A 24498-nucleotide genomic window follows, 5' to 3' on the forward strand; every position below is an offset into this window, starting at 1 on the left:
GGCGGCGCCCAGTTGCGCCGCCACTTTGGACAGCGAGAAAAGCAATGAGAACCAAGCTTGGCATTCTGGTGTTTGCGACATGCATCACCAGCGGGGTCGCGATGGCGGATGAAATGTACCGAGAGCCGTTACGGCCCCAATTTCATTTTTCGCCGCCTCAGCGATGGATGAACGATCCCAACGGAATGGTGTTCCATGCGGGGGAATATCATCTTTTCTATCAGTACAACCCCTACGGAAACACCTGGGGGCCAATGCATTGGGGGCATGCGATCAGTCCGGATATGGTGCATTGGGAAAACTTTCCGATCGCGCTGTTTCCCGATCGGCATGGGGCGATGTTCTCGGGTAGCGCCGTCGTAGACCAAAACAATACCTCGGGCCTGGGCACGGAAGGCAATCCCGCGATGGTGGCTTTGTTCACCTATCACGATGCGATAGCGGAAAGCGCCGGGCGCAAGGATTTCCAGGCACAGGGTATGGCGTACAGCCTGGACAAAGGGCGCACCTGGGTGAAGTTTGCAGGGAATCCGGTCTTGCCCAATCCAGGTATCCAGGACTTCAGGGATCCAAAAGTCTCCTGGTTCGAACCGCAGAAGAAATGGATCATGACTCTGGCCGTGTCGGACCATGTCAGCTTCTATTCCTCAAAGGATCTGAAAACCTGGACACATGAAAGTGACTTCGGCGAGCAATGGGGCGGACACGGCGGTGTTTGGGAGTGTCCCGACCTCATCGAGATGCCGGTTGAAGGCGAAGGCACCAAGAAAACCGTGCTCGTGGTCAGTCTGAATCCAGGAGGCCCCAATGGCGGTTCCGGGACCCAGTATTTCGTCGGCCATTTCGACGGCCATGCGTTCACGCTCGACAGGGAGTTCCAAAAACGGCTTGCGATTACGCCTTCCGCCCAGCGAATGGGAAGCGCCTTCGATCCGTTCAGCGATGTGCAGTGGAAGGCTTCCGGCAACGCGTTCGCCGCGGAGGCGGCGCTGCGCCCGCCGCTATCGATTCGATCCTCCAAGGATATCCCCGACGCGACCGGCGTCCTGCGGTCGCGCCCGTTCAAAATCGAAAAGCGCAACATCAATTTCCAGATCGGCGGTGGACGATATCCCGGAATCGCCGGCATGCAGCTTCTGGTCGACGATGTCGTCGTGCGCACGGAGACCGGTCGCAACAACGATCTCGCCGAGCATCCGGTGACGGTCAACTGGGATGTTTCAGCTTGGATCGGGAAGTCCGCAACGCTCGAGATCGTCGATGGGGTTGGCGGTGACTGGGGATACACCGAGGTCAGCGACATCCGGTTTTCGGACAAGCCGGCCTCGATCAAACCCGTGATCGCGGCTTGGCTCGACTACGGTACGGACAACTACGCGGGCGTTTCATGGGCAGGTGTGCCCAGGTCCGACGGACGCACGCTCATGGTGGGGTGGATGAACAATTGGGAGTACGCCCAGAAGCTCCCGACCGAAGGCTGGCGCGGTGCGATGACCTTGCCTCGTGAGCTGAAGCTGAGCCGCGGAAAGCAAGGTCTCGAATTGATCTCCGTGCCAGTCAAAGAGCTGCAAGTGCTTCGTGCAGAGCGCGTCGAGCTGGCGAGCGGGCCCATCGGCGAGCCGATCGAGCTGCTGGATCAGCTGAACGCCAGGAGTTCCGGTCAGTTCGAGCTGAACATCGACGTGGATCTTCGTGGCACTAAAGCGCTGGATCTGGTTCTCTCCAGCAAGGCAGGGGAGAAAACGACTTTCCGCATCGACAGAAGCTCAGGCCAGTACAAACTGGACCGGTCGTTGTCTGGGGTAACAAAGTTCAGCCACCCGTTCAACGCGATACAGACCGCACCCATGGCGGATGCTGGCAAGAAGATTTCCCTGCAGATATTCGTTGATCGCTCGTCCATCGAAATATTCGTCGATGGCGGAAGAACGGTCTTCACAAGCTTGTTGTTTCCGACCGCCGTTTATGACTCCGCGGTGCTCAGCGCGGATGGCGAAACCACGCTGTTGTCGGCGCAGGCGTATGAGCTGCGATCGATCTGGGAGGGCACCTCTCGATAGGGCATCCCAATGGTGCTGGAGGCACGTTGATCCATATCCGAAGGAACTTTCTCCCGCTTGCAGAGAGTTCCTTCGGACTGCGGAAAAATGCACGCCAGGTCGGCGGCTTGCCTAGACTGCGCAAGCCATGACTCCGCACTCCTCCGCAGCCCCTCCGTTCACCGCGCGCCTGATCGCCCCCTGGTACTGGCCGACCTGGCTTGCGATCGGCCTGCTCTGGCTGGTCGTCCAGCTGCCCGTGCCCTGGGTGCTCGCCCTCGGATCGGGTTTCGGCCGGGCACTGGGCCGGCTCGCGGGTAGCCGGCGGCAGGTCGTGTTGACCAACCTGCGCGTCTGCTTTCCGGATCTGCCGCAGCAGGAGCACGAGCGGCTCGCGGGCGAGCACTTCGCCGCGGTGGGCGCGGGCGCGGTCGAAGCCGGCATCGCCTGGTTCGCGTCGGATGCCCGGCTGGCCCCCCGGTTTGCGATCGAAGGGCGCGAGCATCTCGACGCGGCGCTGGCGTCCGGCCGCGGTTTCCTGCTGCTGACCGGGCATTTCACGACGCTCGAGATCGGCGCCCGCGTGCTGTGCACCTCCGCGCGGCTGCCGTTCCACGCCATGTACCGGCCTTACAACAACGCGGTGCTCGATTTCTGCATGCACCGCTGGCGCGAGAACCGATCGAAGCTGCCGGCCCTGCCGCGCGACGACCTGCGCCGGCTCGTGCGTGCCCTGCGCGAAGGCCGGGCGATCTGGTACGCGCCCGACCAGACCCTCGACGAGAAGATTTCGGTGTTCGCCCCTTTTTTCGGCGTGCAGACGCTCACCCTGACCGCCACCGCCCGGCTTGCGCAGATGGGCCGGGCCGGGGTGCTGCCGTACTTCCCGCGCCGCGAGGGCTCGCGCTGGGTGGTCCGTTTCCTGCCGCTGCTCGAAAACTTCCCGAGCGGCGACGAGCTGGTCGACGCGCGGCGCATCAATGCGCTCATCGAGGAGGGCGTGCAGCTTGCGCTGCCCCAGTATTTCTGGATCCATCGTCGCTTCAAGAAGCGACCTGCCGGTGAGAGAAAGCTCTACTGAGCACGCGTCGAGAGGGGAAAACCCTCGGTGATTCAGCGCGTCGCGCGCCTGACCCGCACCGGCGGCCTGCTGCTAAGATGCGGGCTTCCCGCTCCATTCACGAATCACCCGAGGTTCCAAGCGTGAATAAACGTGTGACCTGGCACTCCTGCAGGATGATCGGTCGCGGCCTGACGGCCGCGCTGTTGCTGGCGGCGGCGCAGACCGCGGTCGCGGCTACCGCCGTCGAAGAAGCGTCAACGCTACTGCAGCAGGGCCAGCTCGACCAGGCGCTCAAGAAGCTCGATGCGCAGCTCAAGTCGCAGCCCCAGGACGCCCAGGCGCGCTTTCTGCGCGGGCTGGTGCTGGTGCGCCTGAACCGCAGCGCCGAGGCCGTGAAGATGTTCGCCGACCTCACGCGCGACTACCCGCAGCTGCCCGAGCCGTACAACAACCTCGCGGTGCTCTACGCCCAGCAGGGCGACTACGAGAAGGCCCGCGATGCGCTCGAAGCCGCGCTCGCCACGCACCCGAGCTACGCGACCGCGCACGAGAATCTGGGCGACATCTACGCGGCGCTCGCTGGCGCCGCCTACAACCGTGCGCTCTCGCTCGACGGTGCCAACCAGGGCGTGCGCTCCAAGCTCGCGCTGATCGGCCAGCTCGACGGCCAGGGCAGCACGTCGGTCGCCACCGCCCCGACCATCAGCACGCCGCCGCCGGCCGCTGCAGTCCCGGCCTCCGTGCCGCCGGCCTCGACGGTGCCGGCGCCGCCGCCGTCTGCTCCGGCGGCCGCCGCCCCGACGGTGGATGCGGCCACCGCGGCGAGCGTCACCAGCGTCATCAACGCCTGGGCCGCCGCCTGGTCGTCGCAGGATCTGAACGCCTACTTCGCGACCTACTCGCCGAGCTTCGTCCCCGAAGGCGGCCTCGGCCGCTCGGCCTGGGAAGCGCAGCGCCGCGATCGCATCTCGCGCGCCAAGAGCATCCAGGTGAAGGCGCTCAACCCCGTGTTCAGCCGTCTGGCGGCCGATCGCCTGTCGGTGAGTTTCAACCAGAGCTACGTGTCGGACAGCTTCTCCGATTCCACGCAGAAGACCCTCGAGCTGCAGCAGGCCGGATCGAGTTGGCTGATCGCGCGCGAGTATTCGCGCTGATCACCTGCGGCGCGTCGGCAAGGCTTCCCTCGTTTTCTGATCGGCCCCCAGCCGGGATGCGGGTTCATTAATGTTCAAGCGGTGTTGGATGCGGCCGGTACGGTCGGCTGCGCTCGTGGTGCTGGGGCTGGCCATGACGGCGGCGTCGACTGCTGCAGACCCTGAGAGCAGCCTGGTCTCGGCCATCGGCGAGATTCAGGCCGGGCGCCCGGGCAGGGCGCTGCAGCTGCTGTCGCAGCTCACGCAGACGCAACCCAATTTCCATCTGGCCCAGTTTCTGTACGGTGACCTGCTTGCCGCGCGCTCGGGCAAGCGCGGGATCATGCCGGACAGCGAAGACCCGCGTGTGCGCGAGTTCTTCGAAGAGGCACGCCTGCGCAACGAGCAGTCGCGCTTCGTGCCGGCGCCCGGCCTGGTGCCGGCCGGCGTGCTCAAGCTTGCCGATGAGTATCCGTATCTGGTCATCGTCGACCTGCCGCATTCGCGACTCAACCTGTTCCAGAACAAGGGCGGCGAACTCAAGCTGATCCGCAGCCATTACTCGGGCATGGGCCGCAATGGTTTCGGCAAGAAGGCCTCGGGCGACCTGCGCACCCCGGTGGGCATCTATCACGTCACCGGCTGGAAATCCGACAACGAATTGCCGGAGCTTTACGGTGCCGGCGCGCTGCCGCTGAACTACCCCAACCTGTGGGACCGCTTCCAGGTCAAGACCGGCTACGGCATCTGGTTGCACGGCGTTCCGCGCACCACCTACGTGCGCGCCCCGCGGTCGAGCGAAGGTTGCGTGACGATGGCCAACGACGATCTCGTCGGGCTCAAGCCCTACGTGTATTCGAACAAGGCGCCGGTGATCCTGGCCGACAAGCTCGAATGGGTTCCGAAGGGCGAGGTTGCGCACGACCGCGATGCGTTTCTCTCCCGCGTCGAAGCCTGGCGCAAGCGCTGGGCCGGCAAGGACACCGAAGGCTATCTGTCGTTCTACGGCCCCGAATTCACCACCGGCGGCATGAACCTGAAGTCGTTCACCGAGCACAAGCGCCGGGTCAACGCGGGCAAGAAATTCATCGACGTGAAGCTCGCCGACCTGAGCCTGTACCACTACCCGGGCGAAGCGATGATGCTGGCCGAGTTCACGCTGAATTATCGCAGCGACAACTTCAGCTCCAGCGCCAAGAAGCAGCAATACTGGCGCAAGAACGCCAAGGGCGAGTGGAAGATTTTCCGTGAGGAAAATCTGGACTGACCGCGAGGGAAAATCTCGCCTGAGCGTCGCGATCGAGCGCAGGGCGGGTGGCGGCCCGCCGGTTGTGCTCTCGACGTTCTCAGCGGCGGGCTCGAACCGCCGTACACGCGGCGCCCAGAGGCCTTTTGCTATGCGGCCGGACGCAAGGGCTTTCGCAAGCGCAGCCCGTCGCCCTCGTCTTCGTAATAGCCCGGCAGCGGCTTTTGCAGCGCGTAGCCGAGCCGTTCGTACAGCGTGCGCGCGACCGTGTTGTCGACGCGTACTTCGAGCGCCATCGCCGAACATCCGCGCTGCCGGGCTTCGTTCTCCGCCGCGACCACGAGTTCGCGTCCGAGCCCGAGCCCGCGTGCGGCCGGCGAGACGATCACCGAGTAGATGCGCGCGAGCGTCGTATCGCGCCGCGTGAGCATCAGCAGGTTGCCCATCACGCGGCCCTGGTGTTCGGCGACCAGGAAGGCCGCGTTCGGCGCCGAGATGAAGCGTCGCAGGGTCCGGCGAGTCATCGCGTCCGACTGGAACAGCGATTCGAGTTGGAGCAAGGCGGGAAGATCGTCGAATCGCGCGCGCCGAATGCGCGTCTGCCGGTCGCTCACGTTTTCACGCGCGCCTCGAGGCGGCGCACGAAGTATTCGATGATGCGCTTGTACAGCGCGTCCTTGAGCACCAGGTCTTCGACGCCGAAGTCGACGTTGGGGTTGTCGTTGACTTCGACCACTTTCACCAGGTTGCCGAACTGCTTGAGGTCGACGCCGTAGAGCGCGTTGCCGACGGCCTTGGCGGCCTGCACGGCGACCGTGCGCACCGGCAGCGGCACGTCTTCGATCGCGACGGTGTCGTGGTTGCCTTCGATCTTGGCGCCATTGCCACCGCGCTTGACCACCTGCCAGTGATCCTTGGCCATGTAGTAGCGGCAGGCGTAGAGCGGCACGCCGTCGAGCACGCCGACACGCCAGTCGTAATCGGTGGGCTCGAAGCTCTGGCCGATGACGATGTCGGAGCGCTCGAGCAGATCACGCACCACGCGCTTGAGCTCGGCCTCGTTCTCGACCTTGATGACGCCGCGCGAGAACTGCGAATCGGGCTGCTTGAGCACGCACGGAAACCCGAGCTCCTTGGCGATGTGCTTCACGTTGCCGCGATGGATCAGCATCGTCTTGGGCTGCGGAATGCGGTGCCGGTCCATCAGCTCGGCGAGAAACACCTTGTTCGCGGCACGCAGGATCGACTTCGGATCGTCGACCACGATCAGGCCCTCGCGCTCGGCGCGGCGCGCGAAGCGGTAGGTGTGGTGATTCACCGCGGTGGTTTCGCGAATGAACAGCGCATCGAATTCGGCGACGTGGCCGTAGTCGCCCTTGTCGATGAAATCGACCTGGAAGCCGAGGTCTTCGGCGGTCTTCTCGAACAGCTTGAGCGCCTTGGCGTTGCTCGGCGGCTCCTTCTCATTCTCGTTGATCAGGATCGCGAGGTCGTAGCGATAGCTGTCCTTCTTCTGCCTCGGCATGCGCCGGCGCGTGAAGTAGTCGCGCGCGGCCTGATGCATGAACTCGATGTGCGATGCCGGCACTTCGCCGAGGGCGATCGGGCCCACCGAATCGACGCGCCAGTCTTCGCCGCGATAGTCGAAGCTCACCTGCAGCAGCGGCGCCGGGAACAGGTTGAACAGCGCACGCGCGAGCCGCTCGTGGCGCTTGGTCGGGCTCTGGCCGAAGTAGACGTTGAGCACGTATTCGGTGCCGCCGAGCCGGTTCAGGCTGCTCTGGATCAGCTCGTCGATCTCGTCGTTGAGCACGCTCGGCGATTCGGCGAGCTTCAAGTCCTGGATCGTGGTGACGTCCGGCAACGGCCGGTGCCCGCGCGCGCCGGCGAGCAGGCTCACGTAATAGCCGGTGCTCTGGTACTCGAAGCTGCGGCAGAGGTTGTAGACGCGAATGTTGCGCTGAAGCACCTCGGGCTCGAGCGTCAGATAGTCCCAGGCCGTCATCACGTGCATGCCGGGGATTTGCAGCGGCCAGTCACCGCGCGAATCGACGACGACGAGGCCACTCACGGCGCGCTCCGATGCGAGGCGTGTCGCATTGGGCCCGCTTCGGAGGCGGCTTCGCAAGAGTCGTCGGGCGACGGGCTGAAGCCTTGAAGCGGTGGCGCGGAGCTCATGCGCTGGGAAACCGCGAGTCGGTGAGGTGGGGAGTGGGAAATCCTAGCATCCCGCTTCATCATTCACTGCCTCGATTGGCGGCCGACCCCCAAGCGGATGGACACCATTCCGTCCGCTCGATCGATGATGTGCTTAATCGAGTGGAAAAATAATCTTTTTATATAAATAATCTCAGCCATCGTGACTCCAGCCGGTATCGCTACGCCCATGTCCGTTCGCCTCGCTTCGAAGCCCTTCCACGATGGCCGGTTCCGTGCCGTGCTTGCCGGGTTGCTGTCGATCGCATCCACCATTGCTGCGGCCGAGGAGCCGTCGCTGGCCGTCGAGCGGGTGGCCGCTCCGGCGCAGCTGCAGCGCGCGTCGACGAAATATGAGCTCGAGACGCATCGCCGCCTTCTCGCCGGCGATCGCATCGTCACCGGCGCGCAGGGCCGTGCTTCGTTGGATTTCATCGATGGCACGCTGATCCGCCTGGGCGCCGACAGCAATCTCGAAGTTCCCCAGCAGTCGCCGATCACGCTGACCTCGCGCATGGCCGTGCTGAAGCTCGCGCTCGCCAGCGGCACGATTCGCATCGATGGCCGTCGCACCACCACGGTTCCGCAGGACGTGCGACTCACGCTCGGCGATGTGCGACTGCGCACCGAAGGCGGCGACGTCTGGGCCCAGCTCAGCGGCAAGCAGAAGACCATTTGCGTGCTCGCGGGCACGGTCGAATTGCAGGGCATCAACGGCTACGACCGCCTGCAGGAACCCGGCGAGTGCCTGCAGATCGACACCACGGCCACGCGTCGGCTGATGCCCGATCGGCTCGCCACCACGCAGCGGCTCAGCCAGCTCGCGTTCGCCGACGAGTTGCCGGCGACGCAGGTCGCGCAGGCGCAGCGGGCGACGCAGCCGGCGGCTCGTCCGGTGCCGCTGCCGATCCCGGCGCCGAAGCCGATTGCGCCCGAACAACTGCCCGATTCTGTGGTGGAGCCGGCGACCTCGGTGGCTCCGATCGTGCCGGTGCGTTCGCTGGCCTCGTCCGAAGTGCAGCGACCGGCGGCCGTCGCGGCTCCGGCCCCAGTCGCCGCCGCCCGCCCGGCGGTGATGCCGACCAATCAGGCTGCGCCGGTTCCACCGACCCCGGCGGCCGCAGGCGAGCACGGCTGGACGCTCGTCGCGGCCTCGTTGGCCGACGGCGAATCGGCCCGGCTCGAAGCCAAGGGCCTGGTCGACATGGGTTTGTCGGCGCAAGTGCGCACCCTGCTCAAGGACGGCCAGACCTACTACCGCGTGACCATCGGCAACTTCGCCTCGCGCGCCGAAGCCGCGTCCTACGCCGACCAGCTCAAGCAGCGCTACGGCATGGCCCAAGTCTGGCTCGCGAACTACTGAAAAATCGCGGGCCTGGTCCGCTCAGGAAGCTTCGATCTCCGAGCGCAGGCTGATCGAGCGCCAGCCGCGCTGCCCGGCCACCGCGAGCAGCCGGGCGTCGGCATCGACGACCACCGGCAGGTCGGCGCGTTCGAGCAACGGCAGGTCGTTGTGCGAGTCGCTATAGAAACTCAAGTGCTCGACCGGCTCGCCCTGCTCGGCGATCCACTGCTCCAGCCGCACTACCTTGCCGGCCTGGAAGTTCGGTAACCCCGCGACCTGGCCCGTGTAGTGTCCGTTCACGATTTCCGGGTCGGTCGCGATCAGCGTATCGACTCCGAGCAGTCGGGCGATCGGCTCGGTCACGAAGCGATTGGTCGCCGTGGTGATCAACAGGTGGTCACCCTGTCGGCGGTGCTTTTCGAGCAAGGCCGGAGCGAGCGGGGCGACGATCGGGGCGATCTTTTCGGCGACGAAGCGCTCACGCCAGGCCAGCAGCACGGCCGGCTCGTTGCCCGCGAGCGGGGCGAAGCTGAAGCGGCAGAACTCGTGGATATCGAGCGTCCCGGCCTTGTAGGCCTCGTAGAACCGCAGGTTCTCGCGCTCGTAGATCTCGCGATCGACGCAGCCCTGCTCGATCAGGAACTGGCCCCAGAGAAAGTCGCTGTCGCCGGCGAGCAGGGTGTTGTCGAGGTCGAATAAAGCCAGGCGCATGCGGGTTTGAAGATCGGAGGAACGGGGGCGCGGCAGTTTGCCGGCCCGAGCGGCCTTGTGGAAGAATCGACCCAAGGCTCTTTTTCAGAAGTTGAATCAAGTGATTGATTCTGACGGATATCGCCCGAACGTGGGCATCATCCTGACGAACACCGCAGGCCAGGCGCTCTGGGCCAAGCGGATCGGCCAGGAGGCGTGGCAATTTCCGCAAGGCGGAATCAAGCGCGGCGAATCGCCGCGGCAGGCGCTTTTTCGCGAATTGCACGAAGAACTGGGCCTGATCGACGACGATGTCGAGATTATCGGCGTCACTCAAGGCTGGTTGCGCTATCGGCTGCCGCAGCGCTACGTGCGCCAGGGGCGCGGACGCGTCTGCATCGGCCAGAAGCAGAAATGGTTCCTGCTCAAGCTGGTCGGGGATGAAGGACGAGTGCATTTCGACGAGACCCAGACCCCCGAATTCGACGGCTGGCGCTGGGTGGACTGGTGGCTGCCGGCCACCGAAGTCGTCGAGTTCAAGCGCGAGGTTTACCTGCAGGCGCTCAGCGAGCTGGGGCCGCTGATTGGACTATCGCCGCGCATCCAGGCTGCACTCTAGGAACACCCAGGCCGTCTGTCGCTCGGAGAACTGAGACGATAACGATTGTCATTTGATTCCGGCCGCGCGATGTCGTAGCGTATCGCCAATCGTTCTCATTTGAGCTTGCGTGCATGTACGTCTGTGTCTGCAAGGCCGTTTCGGATACCAAGATCCGCCGTCTCGTCAAAGACGGTGCAACGACGCTGCGTGAGCTTTCCCGCGAAACTGGCCTCGGCACCTGCTGCGGCAAGTGCGTTCCGCAAGCTCGTGAAACCCTCTCGCAGTCGCTCGCTGCCCAGCCCGTGCGTCTGGCCGACTTGCTGCCGACGCTCGGCGCGGCCGCTGCGAGTGCATGAGAATCAGATTCATAATCAGTAGAAAATAGCTTTTCCAACAAGCACTTACGCTGGACATACTGGTCCGGCGACGGCTAGACTGCGGCCCGTCTATATCTCGATCTATCGAATCGACAGGAGCCCCCAGCCATGCAAGGCGACGCCAAGGTTCTCGAGTACCTCAATCTCGCGCTCAAGAACGAACTCACCGCCATCAACCAGTACTTCCTGCATGCGCGCATGCTCGGCAACTGGGGTCTCAAGAAGCTGGAGAAGAAGGAGTACGACGAATCCATCGACGAGATGAAGCACGCCGACAAGCTCATCAAGCGGATTCTGTTCCTCGATGGCCTGCCCAACCTGCAGGATCTCGGCAAGCTCTATATCGGCGAGAACGTCAAGGAACTGCTCGAATGCGACCTCAAGCTCGAGCAGGAAGCCCACCCGCTGTATCGCGATGCGATCGCCCATTGCGAGTCGGTGAAAGACTATGTGACGCGTGAGCTGCTGGTTTCGATTCAGGAGAGCGAGGAGGAGCACATCGATTTTCTTGAAGAGCAACTCAAGCTGATCGATTCGATGGGCCTGCAGAACTACATCCAGACCGCCGTCGGCGAACTGGAGCACTGAGCGGCAATTGCCGTATCCGAAAAGGAAAAGGCCGCGATCCGAACGCGGCCTTTTCCTTTGATGCGACCCGAAGCTCAGAACGGCTTGACGATCACCAGGATCACGACGGCGATCAGGATCAGTGCCGGCACTTCGTTCATGAAGCGCCAGAAGCGCGCAGATCTAGTGTTCTGGCCGTTGGCGAACTTACGCAGGTTGACCTTGAGCCAGCCCTGGTAGCCCGACAGCAGCACCACGAGCGCCAGCTTGGCGTGCAGCCAGCCCATGCCCCAGAACACCGTCCTGGCGTAGGCCGCTTCGGCCGAGAGCAGGGTGGCGATGCCGAACAACCAGGTGCCGATCATCGCGATCAGCGAAATGCCGTAGAGCTTGCGCTCCATGATCACGAAGCGCTCGTGGCCGGCCGCATCCCGGGTGTCTACGTGATAGACGAACAGGCGCGGCAGGTAGAACAAGCCGGCGAACCAGGCGACGACGAAAATCACGTGGAACGCTTTTAGCCACAACATGGCAACTCCTGGCTAATGCTTTGACGGCTGGCGGGGAAGTCCTATTATCGCCGTCCTTTGGCGTTGTCTGCAGTCGGCTCGAAAACTCATGATCAAGGTCGGAATCGTTGGCGGCACCGGGTACACCGGCGCCGAGTTGCTGCGGCTTTTCGCGAATCACCCGCAGGCCCGGGTCGTTGCCCTGACCTCGCGCAAGGAAGCCGGGCTGCGAGCCGATCGGCTGTTCCAGAACCTGCGCGGCCATTGCGACGTGGTGTTTTCCACGCCCGACGAAGCCAAGCTCGACGAATGCGACGCGGTGTTCTTCGCCACCCCCCACGGCACCGCCATGCAGATGGCGCCGGCGCTGATCGAAAAAGGCGTCAAGGTCATCGACCTGTCCGCCGACTTCCGGCTCAAGAACGCGGCCGAATTCCGCAAGTGGTACGGCATGGAACACACCCAGCCGGCGCTGCTCGAAGAGGCCGTCTACGGCATTCCCGAGACGCATCGCATCGAGATCAAGCACGCGCGCCTGGTCGCCAACCCGGGCTGTCATGCCACGGCTGTGCAGCTGGGCCTGGTGCCGCTGCTCGAAGCCGGTGTGATCGACACCCACGGCATCATCGCCGACAGCAAGACCGGGGTTTCGGGCGCCGGCCGTGAACTCAAGCTCGGCTCGATGTACGCCGAGGTCGCCGATTCGCTGAAGGCCTACGCGGTGACGGGGCATCGCCACCAGTCCGAGATCGACCAGGAGCTGGCGATCGCGGCCGGCGGGCCGGTCGGGGTGACCTTCGTGCCACATCTGACGCCGATGATCCGCGGCATCCACGCCACGATCTACGCGCGCCTGACGCATCCCGAAGCCGATCTGCAAAAGCTGTTCGAGCAGCGCTACAGCGGCGAGCCCTTCATCGACGTGCTGCCGGCCGGCGAGCACCCCGAGACGCGCAGCGTGCGAGGCGGCAACCAGAACCGCCTCGCGGTGCATCGCGCGCCCGACGGCAAGACCGTGGTCGTGCTGTCGGTGATCGACAACCTCGTCAAAGGCGCGTCGGGGCAGGCCTTGCAATGCTTCAACCTCATGTTCGACCTGCCCGAAGACGCGGGGCTGCAGGCTCCGGGCCTGTTGCCCTAGCGCTCGGTCGCCGGGCGCGTGCAGCACCGCATCGTCATCACGCGCCATCGCCCGTGGATGCGGGCGGCGGCGGTTGCGGGTGCCGCCGCCCTGCTGGCGATCGCCGGGTTCATGCTGTTCGCGTACGCGCGGACCTCGACGGTGCGCGAGTTCAAGCAGACGCGCAGCGAGCTCGAACAACTGCGCGACGAGCGCCGCACGCTCGCCCGCGAGCTGCGCACGGCCAAGTCCGAAAATGCCGAGTTGCGCCAGCAGGTGGTTTACGCCGAGCGCTCGCAGCAGATCGACGGCCAGGCCTGCGAGTCGGTCAAGGAATCGCTCGCCGGCCTGCAGGCCGAGGCGGCCGACCTGCGCGAGCAGATCGCCTTCTATCGCGGGGTGATGTCGCCCGATGTCGGCAAGGCCGGGGTGCGGGTGCTCGAAATGCGGATGACGCCCCAGGCGCAGGCCAATCTCTGGCGCTACGATCTGGTGCTGATCCAGTCGATGCGCCAGGAGAAGCGGGTGGCCGGGCAGACGCGTATCGCCGTGCTCGGCAGCCAGGGCGGGCAGCAGAAGCGCCTCGATCTGAGCTCGCTGCTCAATAGCGGCGAAAACCTGCCGGCGTTCGCGTTCAAGTATTTCCAGGAATTCAGCGGCGTGTTCACGCTGCCGAAGGACTTCCGTCCTATCCGTGTCATGGTGAGCCTCCTCGTCGATGGCGAGGGCTCGCCGCCGGTCGAGGAGGAATTCGACTGGAGTAAGATCCAAGCCCAGAGAGCCGAGCATGAAATTCACGTCGAGTGACAAACAGCCTTCAAAGGGCGTCAGTGCAGTCGAAACCCTGATCGGTCGGCAGACCGAGATCGTCGGCGACACGAGTTTCTCGGGCGGTCTGCATGTGGATGGTGCCCTGATCGGAGCGGTCATCGCCAAGGCCGACAAGCCAGCGCATCTGTCGGTCAGCGAGAGCGGGCGTATTGAAGGCGAGGTGCGCGTCCCCACTATCGTGCTCAACGGCCTCATCAACGGCGATGTCTATGCACTGGACAAGATCACGCTCGGCGGCAAGGCGCGCGTGAACGGAAACGTGGTGTACCGTTCGCTCGAAATGCAGGTGGGAGCGCAGGTGAACGGCCGGCTGACGCACGAATCCACCATCCCGGCGGCGATCACCCACAAGCAGGACGGGGAATCGCCGGAGCCGTCCGAATCCAATGTCATCGATGGCCGCGAAGCGTTTCATCACCAGCAGTCCAACGGCTAAAGAGGTTTTGCCATGAGTACCGAACCGTCCACCTACACTCCTTCCGCCGCTCCCGTGGCTCCGCCGAGCGACGGCGTGGTGTTCACCGAATCGGCTGCGCGCAAGGTGCGTGAGCTGCTCGAAGAGGAGGAGAACCCGAACCAGAAGCTGCGCGTGTTCGTCTCGGGCGGCGGCTGCTCGGGCTTCCAGTACGGGTTCAAGTTCGACGAGCAGGCCGAAGAGGACGACACCAGCGTCGAAACGCTCGGCGTGACGCTGCTGGTCGATCCGATGAGCCTGCAGTACCTCGTCGGCGCCGAGATCGACTACAAGGAGACCGTCGAAGGCGCGCAGTTCGTGATCCGCAATCCGAACGCGAGCACGACCTGCGGCTGCGGGTCCTCGTTCTCGGTTTGATCGCTTGAAGACTGGCGGCGCCTGCGCTCAGGCCGGCGCCGCCAGCAGCATCACGTAGTACCAGCAATCCACGCGCGGCGAATAGGCCCGCGCGAGCCCGCAATCGATGAACGCAGGTTCCAGCAGATTGGCGCGGTGCCCCTCGCTGTTCCACCACTGCAGATACGCCTCGTCGGCATCGGCCGTGGTGCGTGCGAGCACGTTCTCGCCGACGCGCGACCAGTTGTAGCCGACCGCTTCGGCGCGGCTCGCGGGCGTGGAATCGTGGCGACCGCCGTGCGACAAAAACCCGCCTTCGGCCAGAAAGAGCGCGTGATCGAGCGCCGCGCTCGTGAGACGGCGCTCGATGCGCAGCACATTGGTTCCGCTGTCGAGTCGCGCCGTGTTGGCGCGTTCGAGCAGGCCCAGCAGATGCGTTTCGATGACGTTCAAGGCCGCGGCGCCTTCGGCGTCGGCAGTGCGGATGTGTAGTGCCACATGAAGGCCAGCTTGTCGGCTTCTTCCTCGATGATCTTGGCGACCGGCTTGCCGGCCCCGTGGCCCGCGCGCGTGTCGATGCGGATCAGCACCGGGGCATCGCCGCCTTGCGCGGCCTGCAACGCGGCCGTGTATTTGTACGAATGCGCCGGATGCACGCGATCGTCGTGATCGCCGGTGGTCACGAGCGTCGGCGGATAGTGCATGCCGGCTTGCGTCGTGTGCAGCGGCGAATAGCGGCGCAGGTAGGTGAAGGCGTCCGCCTCATCGGACGAGCCGTAATCGCCGGTCCAGGCGTAGCCGACGGTAAACGTGTGGAAGCGCAGCATGTCCATCACACCGACCGTCGCCACCGCCGCGCCCCAAAGCTGCGGACGCTGATTCACGCTCGCGCCGACCAGCAGCCCGCCGTTGCTGCGCCCCCAGATGGCGATGCGCGGATACTCGGTGTAGTGCCGGTCGACGAGATAGCGCGCGGCCGCCGCGAAATCATCGAACACGTTCTGCTTGCGCTCGCGCGTGCCGGCGCGGTGCCAGGGTTCGCCGTACTCGCCTCCGCCACGCAGATTGGCTACCGCGAACACGCCGCCTTTCTCCATCCAGGCGAGCGCGGAAGCATCGAAGGCCGGCGTCTTCGGAATGTTGAAGCCGCCATAGCCATGCAGGAACGCCTGCGCCTTGCCGTTGCGCTGGAGCCCCTTTTTGTAGCTGATGAACATCGGCACGCGCGTGCCATCGAGCGAGTCGTAGAACACCTGCTCGGTGACGTACTGCTTCGGATCGAATGCGAGCTTCACCGAATGCAGCGGCGTCGCGCTCGCGGTCTTGAGCGAAACGCGATACGGCGTCAGCGGCTGGTTGCAGCTCTGATAGCCGATCTGCAGTTCGTCGTCGTTCGCATCGCCATGCAAGGTTTCGGAGATCGCGCCAAGACCCGGCAGCTTGATGTCGGCGATGTGCTGGCCGTCGTACGACCAGGTTGCGAGACGGCTCGCCGCATCGTGCAGGCTCAGCACCGCGATGCGCCCGCCGGCCTGCTTCGCGCTGATCAGCGTGTCCTGCGATTCGGGCACGATGACGCGTGCCGAGGAGAGGTCGGGTTTGTCGAGATCGAGCGCGATGATGCGGTTCTTCGGCGCATCGAGATTGGTCTTCAAAAAGACATCGCGCTCGTTTCTGCCGATGACTTGCCAGGCGTGATCGAAATCGTCGACGAGCTTGACGACGGGCGCATCGAAGCGCGGCGCTTTCGCATCCTGCAGATCGAGAACATAGAGCCGGCATTCGTCGCCCGAACCCGGACGCAGCGTGATGAACAGGTAGCGGCCATCGGGCGTCAGCTCGCCGCCGACGAACCATTTCGGCTCGGCCGGCCACTCGAACACGAGCTTGTCTTCGGCTTGCGGCCTGCCAAGGCGGTGGTAGTAGATCTTCTGGTTCGCCAGGCCGTCGAACACGGCCTGGTTGCTCGTCGCATCGGCTTTTTCCAGCGCCGGATAGCGCGAGTAGAAAAAACCCGCGTTGTCCTGCGTCCACTGCGCATCCGAGAACTTGATGCGCGTGAGCACTTCGGCTTGATCGGCGCCCGTATTCACATCGCGAATGCGGAACTCGTTCCAGTCCGAGCCGGCCGTCGCGGTCGAATACAGCAGCCAGCGGCCATCGTGCGAAGGCTTGATCTGGGCGAGCGCGACGGTGCCGTCGCTGGACAGCGTGTTCGGGTCGAGCAGCACGCGCGGCGCGGCTTTGCCTTGCTGCACGTACAGCACGCTCTGGTTCTGCAGCCCATCGTTGCGGCCGAAGAAATAGCGATCACCGACTTTCTCGGGCACGTCGTAGCGCTCGTGATTCCACAGCGCCGACAGGCGTTCGGCGAAGCCCGCGCGCTCGGGCAATGCGGCGAGAAACGGCAGCGTCAGCGCGTTCTGCGCCTCGACCCACTGGCGCGTCTGCGGAGAGTCGAGATCTTCGAGCCAGCGATACGGATCGGGAACGGCGACGCCGTGATAGACATCCACGACCTCGCCTTTCGGTGAGGGCGGATAGGCGAGCGGGGTAGCCGGCACGGGAGAACTCAGGGATGCCGAAGAAAGGGCGATTGCGAACACGAGCGAGCGCATCGGATAGGCCGGCGACAGGGCGAATTCCGATGGTAGGCCGCCCGGCGCTTACTTGCATGTGCACCCGCGCGATTCAACACGTGATGCACCGCTCTCAACCGGGGCCGCGCTGTTGGCATACTCACGGTTCGCTATGGGGGCGATCAGGGGGATCGAAGGTGAATCGAGCATCACGAATCGTTGCACTGGTGGCGACGTGGATGTGCAGTGTTCTGGCCTGCGCCGCGGAATCTGCGCCGGCGCCGATTCCGGTCCGCGATTTCTCGCGCTGGGATCAATATCAGGGGCTCGTACTGTCGCCGACTGGCCAGTATCTGGCGGTCCAGCTGCGCGGCGACGATGGCGGCACCGTGCTGGCCATCGTCAACCTCGCCGACAACCAGCTCGTCGCATCGGCCAAGACGATCCCGAGGCAGCAGATCATCAAGGTCAGCTGGGTGCGCGACGATCAGCTCGTCTATTCGCTCGCCGAGTCGCAGGGGCCGTTCGATTCCCCCCGATCGACCGGCGAGCTGTTCGGGCTCAAGGTCGGTGGCTCCGGTTCGCGCTACCTGTTCGGCTATCGCGGCGAGATGTCCACCGGCACCCTGATCAACAAGACGCATGCCGAGGAGGCGTCCGGCTACGTCGTGAGCCGGCTGCGCAACGACCCGAGCAACGTGCTGATCGCGGTGTATCCGTGGAACACGCTCGAACCGAGCGCCTCGCTGTACAAGATGAGCGTCACCACCGGCGCCAAGTCGCGCGTCGGTTCGGCGCCCGGCAAGGGCTGGACCAATTTTTTGACCGACGCGAGCGGCTTCGTGCGCTACGCCGTCGGCCGCTATACGAACCTGATGGCGATCGACACCTTCGTGCGTTCGGAGTCGCAGCCGGATTGGCAAGCCGTCAACGTCGGCCAGCTCGCGAGCGCGAACGTCTCGGCCGTGAGTTTCTCGACCGAGCGCAACACCGCCTATCTGATTTCCGACGAGCAGAACCGCCGCAACTGCCTGATCGCGCATCGGCTGACGGACAACCGGCGCGAGGCGCTGGCCTGCCATGAGATCGCCTCGGTGCAGGACTACTCGCTTTCGCACGACGGCAGCACGCCGATCGGCGTCGGCTTCGAGCCCGGCAAGGCCGAACTCAAAATCCTCGACGAACACGAGGACGCGCGCGTGCTGCGCATGCTGACCAAGGCGTTTCCGGGCTACGGAGTTCAAATCACCTCGTGGTCCGACGACGGCAAGAAGGCGGTTGCGCGGGTCTGGGACGACCGCACGCCCGGCGAGTTCTTCCTGTTCGATCGCGACACGCGCAAGGCCGATCACCTGTTCTCGGCACGCAGCTGGATCGACCCCGAGAAGATGGGCGAGCGCCGGCCGATCAGCTTCAAGTCCGCCGACGGCATGACCCTCTACGGCTATCTGACCTTGCCGCCCGGCATCGCGCCGTCGAAGCTGCCGCTCGTGGTGATGCCGCATGGCGGGCCGCTTACCGTAAGGGACGGCTGGGCCTTCGACGCCGAGGCGCAGTTGCTCGCCAGCCGCGGCTATGCCGTGCTGCAGCCCAATTTCCGCGGATCGGGCGGTTATGGCGTCGACTACATCGAGGCGGGCACCAAGCAGTGGGGCAGCGGCATGATCGACGACATCGCGGCCGGCACGAAGTACGTGACCGACAGCGGCATCGCCGATGCCAGGCGCGTCTGCATCTACGGCGTGAGCTACGGCGGCTACGCGGCGCTGATGTCGGCCGTGCGCTATCCCGATCTGTATCGCTGCACGGTCGGCTTCGCGGGCGCCTACGACCTGCCGAAGCAGAAGCGCGACAGCGACGTCGCCGAGACCAAGCTCGGCCGCCAGTACCAGGATTTCTTCATCGGCGACGAAAAGGCCGACCTCGATGCGCAATCGCCGATCAACCACCTCGACAAGCTCAAGGCCGCAGTCATGATCGTGCACGGCGAGAGCGACGAGCGGGTTCCGTTCTCGCAGGCCAAGTTGTTGCGCGCGGCGCTCGAAAAGAAGGGCTATCCGTTCGAGTGGCTCTCGTACGCCGGCGAAGGCCACGGCTTCTACAACGAGGCGCACCGCGAGGAGTTCTGCACGCGGCTGCTCAAGTTCCTCGACCAGCACATCGGCCAGAAAGCCGTCGCGGCGATGCCGTAAGGCTCAGATCGGACAGGCCAGCAGCTGCGCGCGCAGCGCGGGCAGCTTCTGCATCGCGAACTCGTAGCTGCGGTCTGCGAGTTCGTCGAGCCGCTTCCAGTCGAACAGGGCGACGCCGGAGACCGGCAGGCGCAGGTAGGCATCGGCGCGCTGCGCGCGCTGGCGTACGCCCGATTCACTCGTCAGCGTGGCGGTACGGAACAGGATCGACATCAGCGTCGGCCGGCGCGCCTCGTCGTCGGTCGGGGTCCAGCGCAGCACCGCGTCGATGTCCGGGCCTTCGATGCCGGGCATCGTCAGCGTGCCTTCGGTCGACACGTCGGACGCGAGGATCGGCCCGCGTTCGAGCTCCTGCATGACGTCGGTCGGCAGGCTGTTGGCGACCGCGCCGTCGACGAGCAGATCGCCGCGCCAGACCACCGGCGGCGCGACGCCCGGCACCGCCATGCTCGTGGCGATCCACATCGCCATCGAGCCGCGCTCGTGCACCACGCTCTGGCCGCGCGTGAGATTGGTGCTCACGCAGAAGTACGGCGTGCGCAATTGCTCGATCTGCTGTTCGCCGAACACGTTCTCGAGCTGGCGATAGAACTTGCGGCCGCGGATCAGCGACACGCGTGGCAGCAGGTAATCGTTGAGCAGCTTGCGGCGCACGAAGGTCTCGCGCGCCACTTCGAGAATCTGCTTCCAGTTCAGGCCGCAGGCCGCGAGCCCGCCGACGAAGGCGCCCATGCTGCTGCCGCCAAGCACGTCGAGCGGCAGGCTGAGCTCCTGCAAGGCGCGCAACAGGCCGATGTGCGCGAAGCCGCGCGCCCCGCCGCCGCCCATGACGACGCCGAGCGCGCGGCCGGTCAGGCTGCGGGCGATGCGCGCCGCGTCGCCGTCGTAGCCGGGACGCAGGAAGTAATGCGCACGCGCACCGGCGAGCTCGCGCCAGGCCAGCACATGCTCGGCTTCGGCGCCATCGGACCGCAGCACGATCAGTTCGATCGGCACGCGCAGCCGCAGGTCGCGCAGCAGGTCGAGCATCGGCGTCGCATGCGGCGGCGTCTTTGCGGACACCACCACAAGCACGCGATCGCTCTGGCGCAGGCAGCGTGCCGACCAGGCGCTCGGATGCGCATCGGTCAGATAGAGCAGGTGGCGGAACTGGGTTTCGCCCGCGTGCAGCAGGCGCGTGAGCCGGTCGGCGTCGGCGTCATCCTGCAGCGTTTGCGCCATGCCGGGCGCGATCGCGGTATCGACGCGATGCGCATCGACGATGCCGGTGTGCCCGCATTCGCTCAGCGTGCCGCGCAGCTGGCGCGCGAGATCGGCGATGTCGATGTCGGGCGTCGCCGGCACCAGCGCGAGCGCGCGCGGCCTGCGCGCATGCGCGAGCGAAGCGGGTGTGTGGCGCATCTGCAGCCGGTCGATGATGACCTGCGTCAGCCGCAGCAGGGCGGCCGGATGCCGCTGCACGAAGTCGAGCAGCACGCTGCGGTCGATGCGCAGCAGGTAGCTGTCGCGCACCGCGTAGACATGGCCGCTGTGCATGCGGTTGCCGAGCGTGGCGATCTCGCCGACGCATTCGTGCAAGCCGACTTCGCCGCGCAGGCTGCCGTCCGCGTTGTCGACGCGCAGGCGGCCGATGCCGACGATGTAGAGGCAATCCGCGAGCGCGCCGATGTTGAACACGGTCTGGCCGCTGCGAAAGCTGCAGACCACGCTGCGCTCGGCCAGTGTCGCCAGCGCCGGGCCGTCGATGCCGGCCAGCAAGGGGGTCTGCGCGAGCAGGGTAGGGATGTCCATGAGACCGCAGTCTAGTGCAGCGCCGGGGGCGCGGATGCCCGGGCGTCGGACCCGCGAAGCCGCCTGTGCCGTCATCGATCAGACGCTATGCTGCGCCTTGCCATGACATTCGATCTTCCCGCCCCCATCGCCGAGCAGGCCGCTTCGGCCGAGGCGCTCACGCGGTTCCTGCGACAGAGCATTCCGGTTCTCGCGAGCGTCGAGCTGCGGGCGCTCGTCGCGAATCCGCAGCGGGTGGTGCTGAGCGCTCCGCTGGCCGTCAACCACAACCATCACCAGACCGCGTTCGGAGGCTCGCTCGCGCTCGTCGGCATCGTCTCGGGCTGGTCTTTACTGCATCTTGCGCTGCAAGCCGAGGGCCTGTCCGCGCGCTTGGTCGTGCAGAAAAGCGAGATCGACTATCGCCTGCCGGTGGCCGAAGACCTCGTCGCCGAAACGCAGCGCCCGGACGACGCCTGGCCGGCTTTCGTCGAGCGGCTGCGCACTCGCGGCAAGGCGCGCATCGACTTGCTGACCCGCATCCGCGCGGCTGATGCGGACGGTGTGCTGCTCAAAGGCACTTACGCGGCCGCGCTCGAATGAGCGTCGTCTTCCCTCGCTGAATCTTGGGACACAGGAAACCCCCATGAACCCGAACTCGAACTTCCGCTTCTGCCCGCAATGCGCGCGCCCGCTCAGCTTCGCCTTGGTCGGCGAACGCGACCGCATCTGCTGCGACGATCCGCGCTGTGGCTTCGTGCACTGGGACAATCCGGTGCCGGTGGTCGCCGCCGTGGTCGAGCACGAGGGCAAGATCATCCTCGCGCGCAATGTCGCCTGGCCGCGCAATTTCTACGCGCTCGTGACCGGCTTTCTCGAAAGCGGCGAAAGCCCCGAGATCGGCGTGCAGCGCGAAGTCGAGGAAGAGCTCGGGCTCGAGCCGCTAGCCGCGAACTTCATCGGGCTCTACGACTTTTTCCGCAAGAACCAGCTGCTGATCGCGTATCACGTGCCGGCGCGCGGCACCGTCAAGCTCAACGAGGAGCTCGACGACTGGAAGCACGTGGCCTTCGACCAGGTCACCTACTGGCCCGGCGGAACCGGCTTCGCCCTGCGCGACTGGCTGGCCGCGCAAGGCTATGCGGCGACGCTCGGCGAGGCGCCGCAGATCCGCTCCTAGCGACGCTTCACAGGCTCGCCGCGAGCCGCGATCCCTGGTCGATCGCGCGCTTGGCGTCGAGCTCGGAAGCCACGTCCGCGCCGCCGATCAGGTGCACCGATGCGCCGGCCGCGACGAGCGAGGCCTGCAGTTCACGCTGCGGCTCCTGGCCCGCGCAGATCACCACCTGGTCGACTTCGATGAGCTGTGCGCGCTCGCGCTTCTCGCCGAAGCTCACGCGCAAACCCTGCGGCTCGATCGCTTCGTAATTGACCGCGGCAAGCATCGTCACCTGCTTCATCTGCAACGAGGCGCGATGCACCCAGCCGCTGGTCTTGCCGAGGCCGGCGCCGGGCTTGCCGCCCTTGCGCTGCAACAGCCAGATCTGGCGCGGGCTCGGCGCGGTGTGGCGATCGTTCGACAGGCCGCCGCGCGCGCTCGGGTCTTCGGTGACGCCCCATTCGCGCTGCCAGCTCGGCAGATCGAGCGTCGGCGAATGGCCGTCGCTGGCGAGGAATTCGGCGACGTCGAAGCCGATGCCGCCGGCTCCGATCAGCGCCACGCGCTTGCCGACCTGCGCGTTGCCGCGCAGCACGTCGGTGTAATACAGCACGCGCCCGTCCGCGAGGCCCGCGTCCTGCCCCGGAATCTTCGGATTGCGCGGCGACACGCCGGTGGCGAGCACGATGTCGTCATAGCTGCCTGAGAGCAGATCGTCGGCATCGACGCGGCGGTTCAGATGCACGCGCACGCCGGTGACGGCGAGGCGCTTGCGGAAGTAGCGCAGCGTCTCGTGAAACTCCTCCTTGCCCGGAATGCGCTTGGCCATGTTGAACTGGCCGCCGATGTCCTCGGCCGCATCGAACAGATCGACCGCGTGTCCACGCTCGGCGAGCACGGTGGCGCAGGCCAGGCCCGACGGTCCGGCGCCGACCACGGCGATACGCTTGGCTTTCGTCACCGGCTCATAGCGCAGCTCGGTCTCGTGCGCGGCGCGCGGGTTCACCAGGCAGCTCGCGAGCTTGCCGCGAAACGCGTGGTCGAGGCAGGCCTGGTTGCAGGCGATGCAGGTGTTGATCTCGTCGGCCTTGTTCGCAGCGGCCTTGTTGACGAATTCCGGATCGGCCAGCAGCGGGCGCGCCATGCTGACCATGTCCGCATAGCCTTCGGCGAGCAGGCGCTCGGCGACATCGGGGGCGTTGATGCGGTTGGTGGTGATCAGCGGAATGCTCAGGCCGGCTTCCTCCTTGAGCTTCTTGGTCACCCAGGCGAAGGCCGCGCGCGGCACGCTGGTGACGATGGTCGGAACGCGCGCCTCGTGCCAGCCGATGCCGGTGTTGATCATCGTCACGCCGGCGTTCTGCAGCCCGCGCGCGAGCTGCACGATCTCGTCCCAGCTCTGCCCACCCGGCACCAGGTCGATCAGCGACTGGCGGAAGATGATGATGAAATCGCGGCCCACCGCCTCGCGCGTGCGCTGCGCGATCTCGAGCGCGAAGCGCTGGCGGCGCAGCGCATCGCCGCCGTATTCATCGTCGCGCAGATTGGTTCCGGGCGCCAGGAACTGGTTGATCAGGTAGCCCTCGGAACCCATGATCTCGACGCCGTCGTAACCGGCCTCGCGAGCCAGCGCCGCACAACGCACGAAGGCGCGAATCTGCCGCTCGATACCGCCGCTCGACAGCTCGCGCGGCGTGAACGGATTGATCGGCGCCTTGAGCTTGGATGCCGACACCGACAGCGGGTGATAGCTGTAGCGCCCGGCATGCAGGATCTGCAGCGCGATCTTGCCGCCCTCCGCGTGCACCGCATCGGTCACTTGCCGATGCGCGCGCGCCGACGCGCTGCTGGTGAGCTTGGACGCGAACGGCGCGAGCCAGCCTTCGATGTTCGGCGCGAAACCGCCGGTGACCATGAGCCCGACGCCGCCGCGAGCGCGCTCGGCGAAGTAGGCCGCGAGCTTGGGCAGATGCTTGCGACGATCTTCGAGGCCCGTGTGCATCGAGCCCATCAGCACGCGGTTTTTCAGCGTGGTGAAGCCCAGGTCGAGCGGGGCGAGCAGGTGCGGATAGGCAGCGGTGGATGACATGACGAAGACTCCAATGGGTGATCGTGATCGCGCATGTCCTTCACCGCGCTATGGCGCTGGCGAAAGTGGCGCTGCCGTCGCTGCAGACGCGGCTGCTTCGGGCGACGGCGGATTGTATTTTTCGACGAAGCTCACTGCGGAGCGCAGCATCAGCCGTGACGGAAGCGCGCATCATAGGGAT

23 protein-coding genes are annotated in these 24498 nt (G+C 65.4%); 15 read left to right on the top strand and 8 right to left on the bottom strand.

Annotation, left to right across the window (positions count from 1 at the left end; translation table 11 throughout):
* The first annotated feature begins 44 nt into the window (after positions 1 to 44).
* From WQQ_RS25100 to WQQ_RS10960, 4 genes are all read left to right on the top strand, one after another.
* Positions 45 to 2060: a glycoside hydrolase family 32 protein gene (locus WQQ_RS25100; RefSeq protein WP_040453404.1), complete on the top strand. Its 2016-nt coding sequence runs from the start codon at positions 45 to 47 to the stop codon at positions 2058 to 2060.
* A gap of 127 nt (positions 2061 to 2187) precedes the next feature.
* Positions 2188 to 3120 (top strand): LpxL/LpxP family Kdo(2)-lipid IV(A) lauroyl/palmitoleoyl acyltransferase, encoded by a 933-nt coding sequence (lpxL, locus tag WQQ_RS10950; protein WP_007185232.1) that lies wholly within the window; start codon positions 2188 to 2190, stop codon positions 3118 to 3120.
* 122 nt (positions 3121 to 3242) lie between these two features.
* Positions 3243 to 4256, top strand: coding sequence for a tetratricopeptide repeat protein (locus tag WQQ_RS10955; RefSeq protein ID WP_192812958.1), 1014 nt, complete (start codon positions 3243 to 3245; stop codon positions 4254 to 4256).
* Between the two features lie 88 nt (positions 4257 to 4344).
* A complete protein-coding gene (locus tag WQQ_RS10960) occupies positions 4345 to 5502 on the top strand; it encodes a L,D-transpeptidase family protein (RefSeq protein ID WP_157534587.1) in 1158 nt (385 codons plus the stop codon).
* 128 nt (positions 5503 to 5630) lie between these two features.
* On the opposite strand, the gene WQQ_RS10965 is transcribed toward WQQ_RS10960, so the two are convergent.
* Positions 5631 to 6095: a GNAT family N-acetyltransferase gene (locus tag WQQ_RS10965; RefSeq protein ID WP_007185235.1), complete on the bottom strand. Its 465-nt coding sequence runs from the start codon at positions 6093 to 6095 to the stop codon at positions 5631 to 5633.
* A complete protein-coding gene (locus WQQ_RS10970) occupies positions 6092 to 7552 on the bottom strand; it encodes a RimK family alpha-L-glutamate ligase (RefSeq protein WP_007185236.1) in 1461 nt (486 codons plus the stop codon). The genes WQQ_RS10965 and WQQ_RS10970 overlap by 4 nt, the downstream gene beginning before the upstream one ends.
* A 315-nt stretch (positions 7553 to 7867) precedes the next feature.
* On the opposite strand from WQQ_RS10970, the gene WQQ_RS10975 reads away from it, so the two are divergent.
* Positions 7868 to 9040 carry an SPOR domain-containing protein gene (locus WQQ_RS10975; protein WP_007185237.1) on the top strand — a complete coding sequence of 391 codons (1173 nt, stop codon included), beginning with the start codon at positions 7868 to 7870 and terminating at the stop codon, positions 9038 to 9040.
* Between the two features lie 21 nt (positions 9041 to 9061).
* Here the strand turns inward: WQQ_RS10975 and WQQ_RS10980 are convergent, their stop codons facing one another.
* On the bottom strand, positions 9062 to 9733 hold the full coding sequence (locus WQQ_RS10980; protein WP_007185238.1) for a histidinol-phosphatase: 672 nt from the start codon (positions 9731 to 9733) through the stop codon (positions 9062 to 9064).
* A gap of 100 nt (positions 9734 to 9833) precedes the next feature.
* Here WQQ_RS10980 and WQQ_RS10985 point away from each other — a divergent pair, with 100 nt between their 5' ends.
* The 3 genes from WQQ_RS10985 (at position 9834) to bfr (ending at position 11278) form a co-directional block, all read left to right on the top strand.
* On the top strand, positions 9834 to 10331 hold the full coding sequence (locus WQQ_RS10985) for an RNA pyrophosphohydrolase (RefSeq protein ID WP_040453405.1): 498 nt from the start codon (positions 9834 to 9836) through the stop codon (positions 10329 to 10331).
* Between the two features lie 113 nt (positions 10332 to 10444).
* Positions 10445 to 10669: a bacterioferritin-associated ferredoxin gene (locus WQQ_RS10990; RefSeq protein WP_007185240.1), complete on the top strand. Its 225-nt coding sequence runs from the start codon at positions 10445 to 10447 to the stop codon at positions 10667 to 10669.
* Between the two features lie 129 nt (positions 10670 to 10798).
* Positions 10799 to 11278 carry a bacterioferritin gene (gene bfr, locus WQQ_RS10995; protein ID WP_007185241.1) on the top strand — a complete coding sequence of 160 codons (480 nt, stop codon included), beginning with the start codon at positions 10799 to 10801 and terminating at the stop codon, positions 11276 to 11278.
* A 74-nt stretch (positions 11279 to 11352) separates the two neighbouring features.
* Here bfr and WQQ_RS11000 read toward each other — a convergent pair whose 3' ends face one another.
* Positions 11353 to 11787, bottom strand: coding sequence for a CopD family protein (locus tag WQQ_RS11000; RefSeq protein ID WP_007185242.1), 435 nt, complete (start codon positions 11785 to 11787; stop codon positions 11353 to 11355).
* A gap of 88 nt (positions 11788 to 11875) precedes the next feature.
* Between WQQ_RS11000 and argC the strand changes: the two genes are divergently transcribed.
* The 4 genes from argC to erpA are packed head-to-tail and all read left to right on the top strand — an operon-like array spanning position 11876 to position 14549.
* Positions 11876 to 12907 (top strand): N-acetyl-gamma-glutamyl-phosphate reductase, encoded by a 1032-nt coding sequence (gene argC, locus WQQ_RS11005; protein WP_007185243.1) that lies wholly within the window; start codon positions 11876 to 11878, stop codon positions 12905 to 12907.
* An 18-nt stretch (positions 12908 to 12925) separates the two neighbouring features.
* Positions 12926 to 13693: a DUF6776 family protein gene (locus tag WQQ_RS11010; protein WP_007185244.1), complete on the top strand. Its 768-nt coding sequence runs from the start codon at positions 12926 to 12928 to the stop codon at positions 13691 to 13693.
* Entirely contained in the window at positions 13674 to 14153 is a 480-nt protein-coding gene (locus tag WQQ_RS11015) for a bactofilin family protein (protein ID WP_007185245.1), read from the top strand. The genes WQQ_RS11010 and WQQ_RS11015 overlap by 20 nt, the downstream gene beginning before the upstream one ends.
* 12 nt (positions 14154 to 14165) lie before the next feature.
* Positions 14166 to 14549: an iron-sulfur cluster insertion protein ErpA gene (gene erpA / locus WQQ_RS11020; RefSeq protein WP_040453406.1), complete on the top strand. Its 384-nt coding sequence runs from the start codon at positions 14166 to 14168 to the stop codon at positions 14547 to 14549.
* Positions 14550 to 14576: 27 nt separating this feature from the next.
* On the opposite strand, the gene WQQ_RS11025 is transcribed toward erpA, so the two are convergent.
* Positions 14577 to 14981: a CAP domain-containing protein gene (locus WQQ_RS11025; protein WP_007185247.1), complete on the bottom strand. Its 405-nt coding sequence runs from the start codon at positions 14979 to 14981 to the stop codon at positions 14577 to 14579.
* Positions 14978 to 17092 carry a prolyl oligopeptidase family serine peptidase gene (locus WQQ_RS11030; RefSeq protein ID WP_237715043.1) on the bottom strand — a complete coding sequence of 705 codons (2115 nt, stop codon included), beginning with the start codon at positions 17090 to 17092 and terminating at the stop codon, positions 14978 to 14980. The genes WQQ_RS11025 and WQQ_RS11030 overlap by 4 nt, the downstream gene beginning before the upstream one ends.
* Before the next feature lie 254 nt (positions 17093 to 17346).
* Here WQQ_RS11030 and WQQ_RS11035 point away from each other — a divergent pair, with 254 nt between their 5' ends.
* On the top strand, positions 17347 to 19299 hold the full coding sequence (locus tag WQQ_RS11035) for an alpha/beta hydrolase family protein (protein ID WP_007185249.1): 1953 nt from the start codon (positions 17347 to 17349) through the stop codon (positions 19297 to 19299).
* A 3-nt stretch (positions 19300 to 19302) separates the two neighbouring features.
* Here the strand turns inward: WQQ_RS11035 and WQQ_RS11040 are convergent, their stop codons facing one another.
* A complete protein-coding gene (locus tag WQQ_RS11040) occupies positions 19303 to 21090 on the bottom strand; it encodes a patatin-like phospholipase family protein (protein WP_007185250.1) in 1788 nt (595 codons plus the stop codon).
* A 102-nt stretch (positions 21091 to 21192) separates the two neighbouring features.
* Here WQQ_RS11040 and WQQ_RS11045 point away from each other — a divergent pair, with 102 nt between their 5' ends.
* Positions 21193 to 21672, top strand: a complete 480-nt coding sequence (locus tag WQQ_RS11045; protein WP_050997664.1) for a YiiD C-terminal domain-containing protein — start codon at positions 21193 to 21195, stop codon at positions 21670 to 21672.
* Positions 21673 to 21715: 43 nt separating this feature from the next.
* On the top strand, positions 21716 to 22249 hold the full coding sequence (locus tag WQQ_RS11050; RefSeq protein ID WP_007185252.1) for an NUDIX hydrolase: 534 nt from the start codon (positions 21716 to 21718) through the stop codon (positions 22247 to 22249).
* Between the two features lie 7 nt (positions 22250 to 22256).
* On the opposite strand, the gene WQQ_RS11055 is transcribed toward WQQ_RS11050, so the two are convergent.
* Positions 22257 to 24317, bottom strand: coding sequence for an NADPH-dependent 2,4-dienoyl-CoA reductase (locus WQQ_RS11055; RefSeq protein WP_007185253.1), 2061 nt, complete (start codon positions 24315 to 24317; stop codon positions 22257 to 22259).
* Positions 24318 to 24498: the final 181 nt, after the last annotated feature.

The sequence above is a fragment of the Hydrocarboniphaga effusa AP103 genome (assembly GCF_000271305.1).
GTDB lineage: Bacteria > Pseudomonadota > Gammaproteobacteria > Nevskiales > Nevskiaceae > Hydrocarboniphaga > Hydrocarboniphaga effusa.

Coding starts and splice junctions, on each gene's coding strand:
- WQQ_RS11050 (WP_007185252.1), top strand. CDS start 21,716: ATGAACCCGAACTCGAACTTCCGCTTCTGCCCGCAATGCGCGCGCCCG.
- WQQ_RS25100 (WP_040453404.1), top strand. CDS start 45: ATGAGAACCAAGCTTGGCATTCTGGTGTTTGCGACATGCATCACCAGC.
- bfr (WP_007185241.1), top strand. CDS start 10,799: ATGCAAGGCGACGCCAAGGTTCTCGAGTACCTCAATCTCGCGCTCAAG.
- argC (WP_007185243.1), top strand. CDS start 11,876: ATGATCAAGGTCGGAATCGTTGGCGGCACCGGGTACACCGGCGCCGAG.
- WQQ_RS11055 (WP_007185253.1), bottom strand. CDS start 24,317: ATGTCATCCACCGCTGCCTATCCGCACCTGCTCGCCCCGCTCGACCTG.
- WQQ_RS11040 (WP_007185250.1), bottom strand. CDS start 21,090: ATGGACATCCCTACCCTGCTCGCGCAGACCCCCTTGCTGGCCGGCATC.
- WQQ_RS10975 (WP_007185237.1), top strand. CDS start 7,868: ATGTCCGTTCGCCTCGCTTCGAAGCCCTTCCACGATGGCCGGTTCCGT.
- WQQ_RS10990 (WP_007185240.1), top strand. CDS start 10,445: ATGTACGTCTGTGTCTGCAAGGCCGTTTCGGATACCAAGATCCGCCGT.
- WQQ_RS10960 (WP_157534587.1), top strand. CDS start 4,345: ATGCGGCCGGTACGGTCGGCTGCGCTCGTGGTGCTGGGGCTGGCCATG.
- WQQ_RS11000 (WP_007185242.1), bottom strand. CDS start 11,787: ATGTTGTGGCTAAAAGCGTTCCACGTGATTTTCGTCGTCGCCTGGTTC.
- lpxL (WP_007185232.1), top strand. CDS start 2,188: ATGACTCCGCACTCCTCCGCAGCCCCTCCGTTCACCGCGCGCCTGATC.
- WQQ_RS10980 (WP_007185238.1), bottom strand. CDS start 9,733: ATGCGCCTGGCTTTATTCGACCTCGACAACACCCTGCTCGCCGGCGAC.
- WQQ_RS11045 (WP_050997664.1), top strand. CDS start 21,193: ATGACATTCGATCTTCCCGCCCCCATCGCCGAGCAGGCCGCTTCGGCC.
- WQQ_RS11015 (WP_007185245.1), top strand. CDS start 13,674: ATGAAATTCACGTCGAGTGACAAACAGCCTTCAAAGGGCGTCAGTGCA.
- erpA (WP_040453406.1), top strand. CDS start 14,166: ATGAGTACCGAACCGTCCACCTACACTCCTTCCGCCGCTCCCGTGGCT.
- WQQ_RS11035 (WP_007185249.1), top strand. CDS start 17,347: ATGTGCAGTGTTCTGGCCTGCGCCGCGGAATCTGCGCCGGCGCCGATT.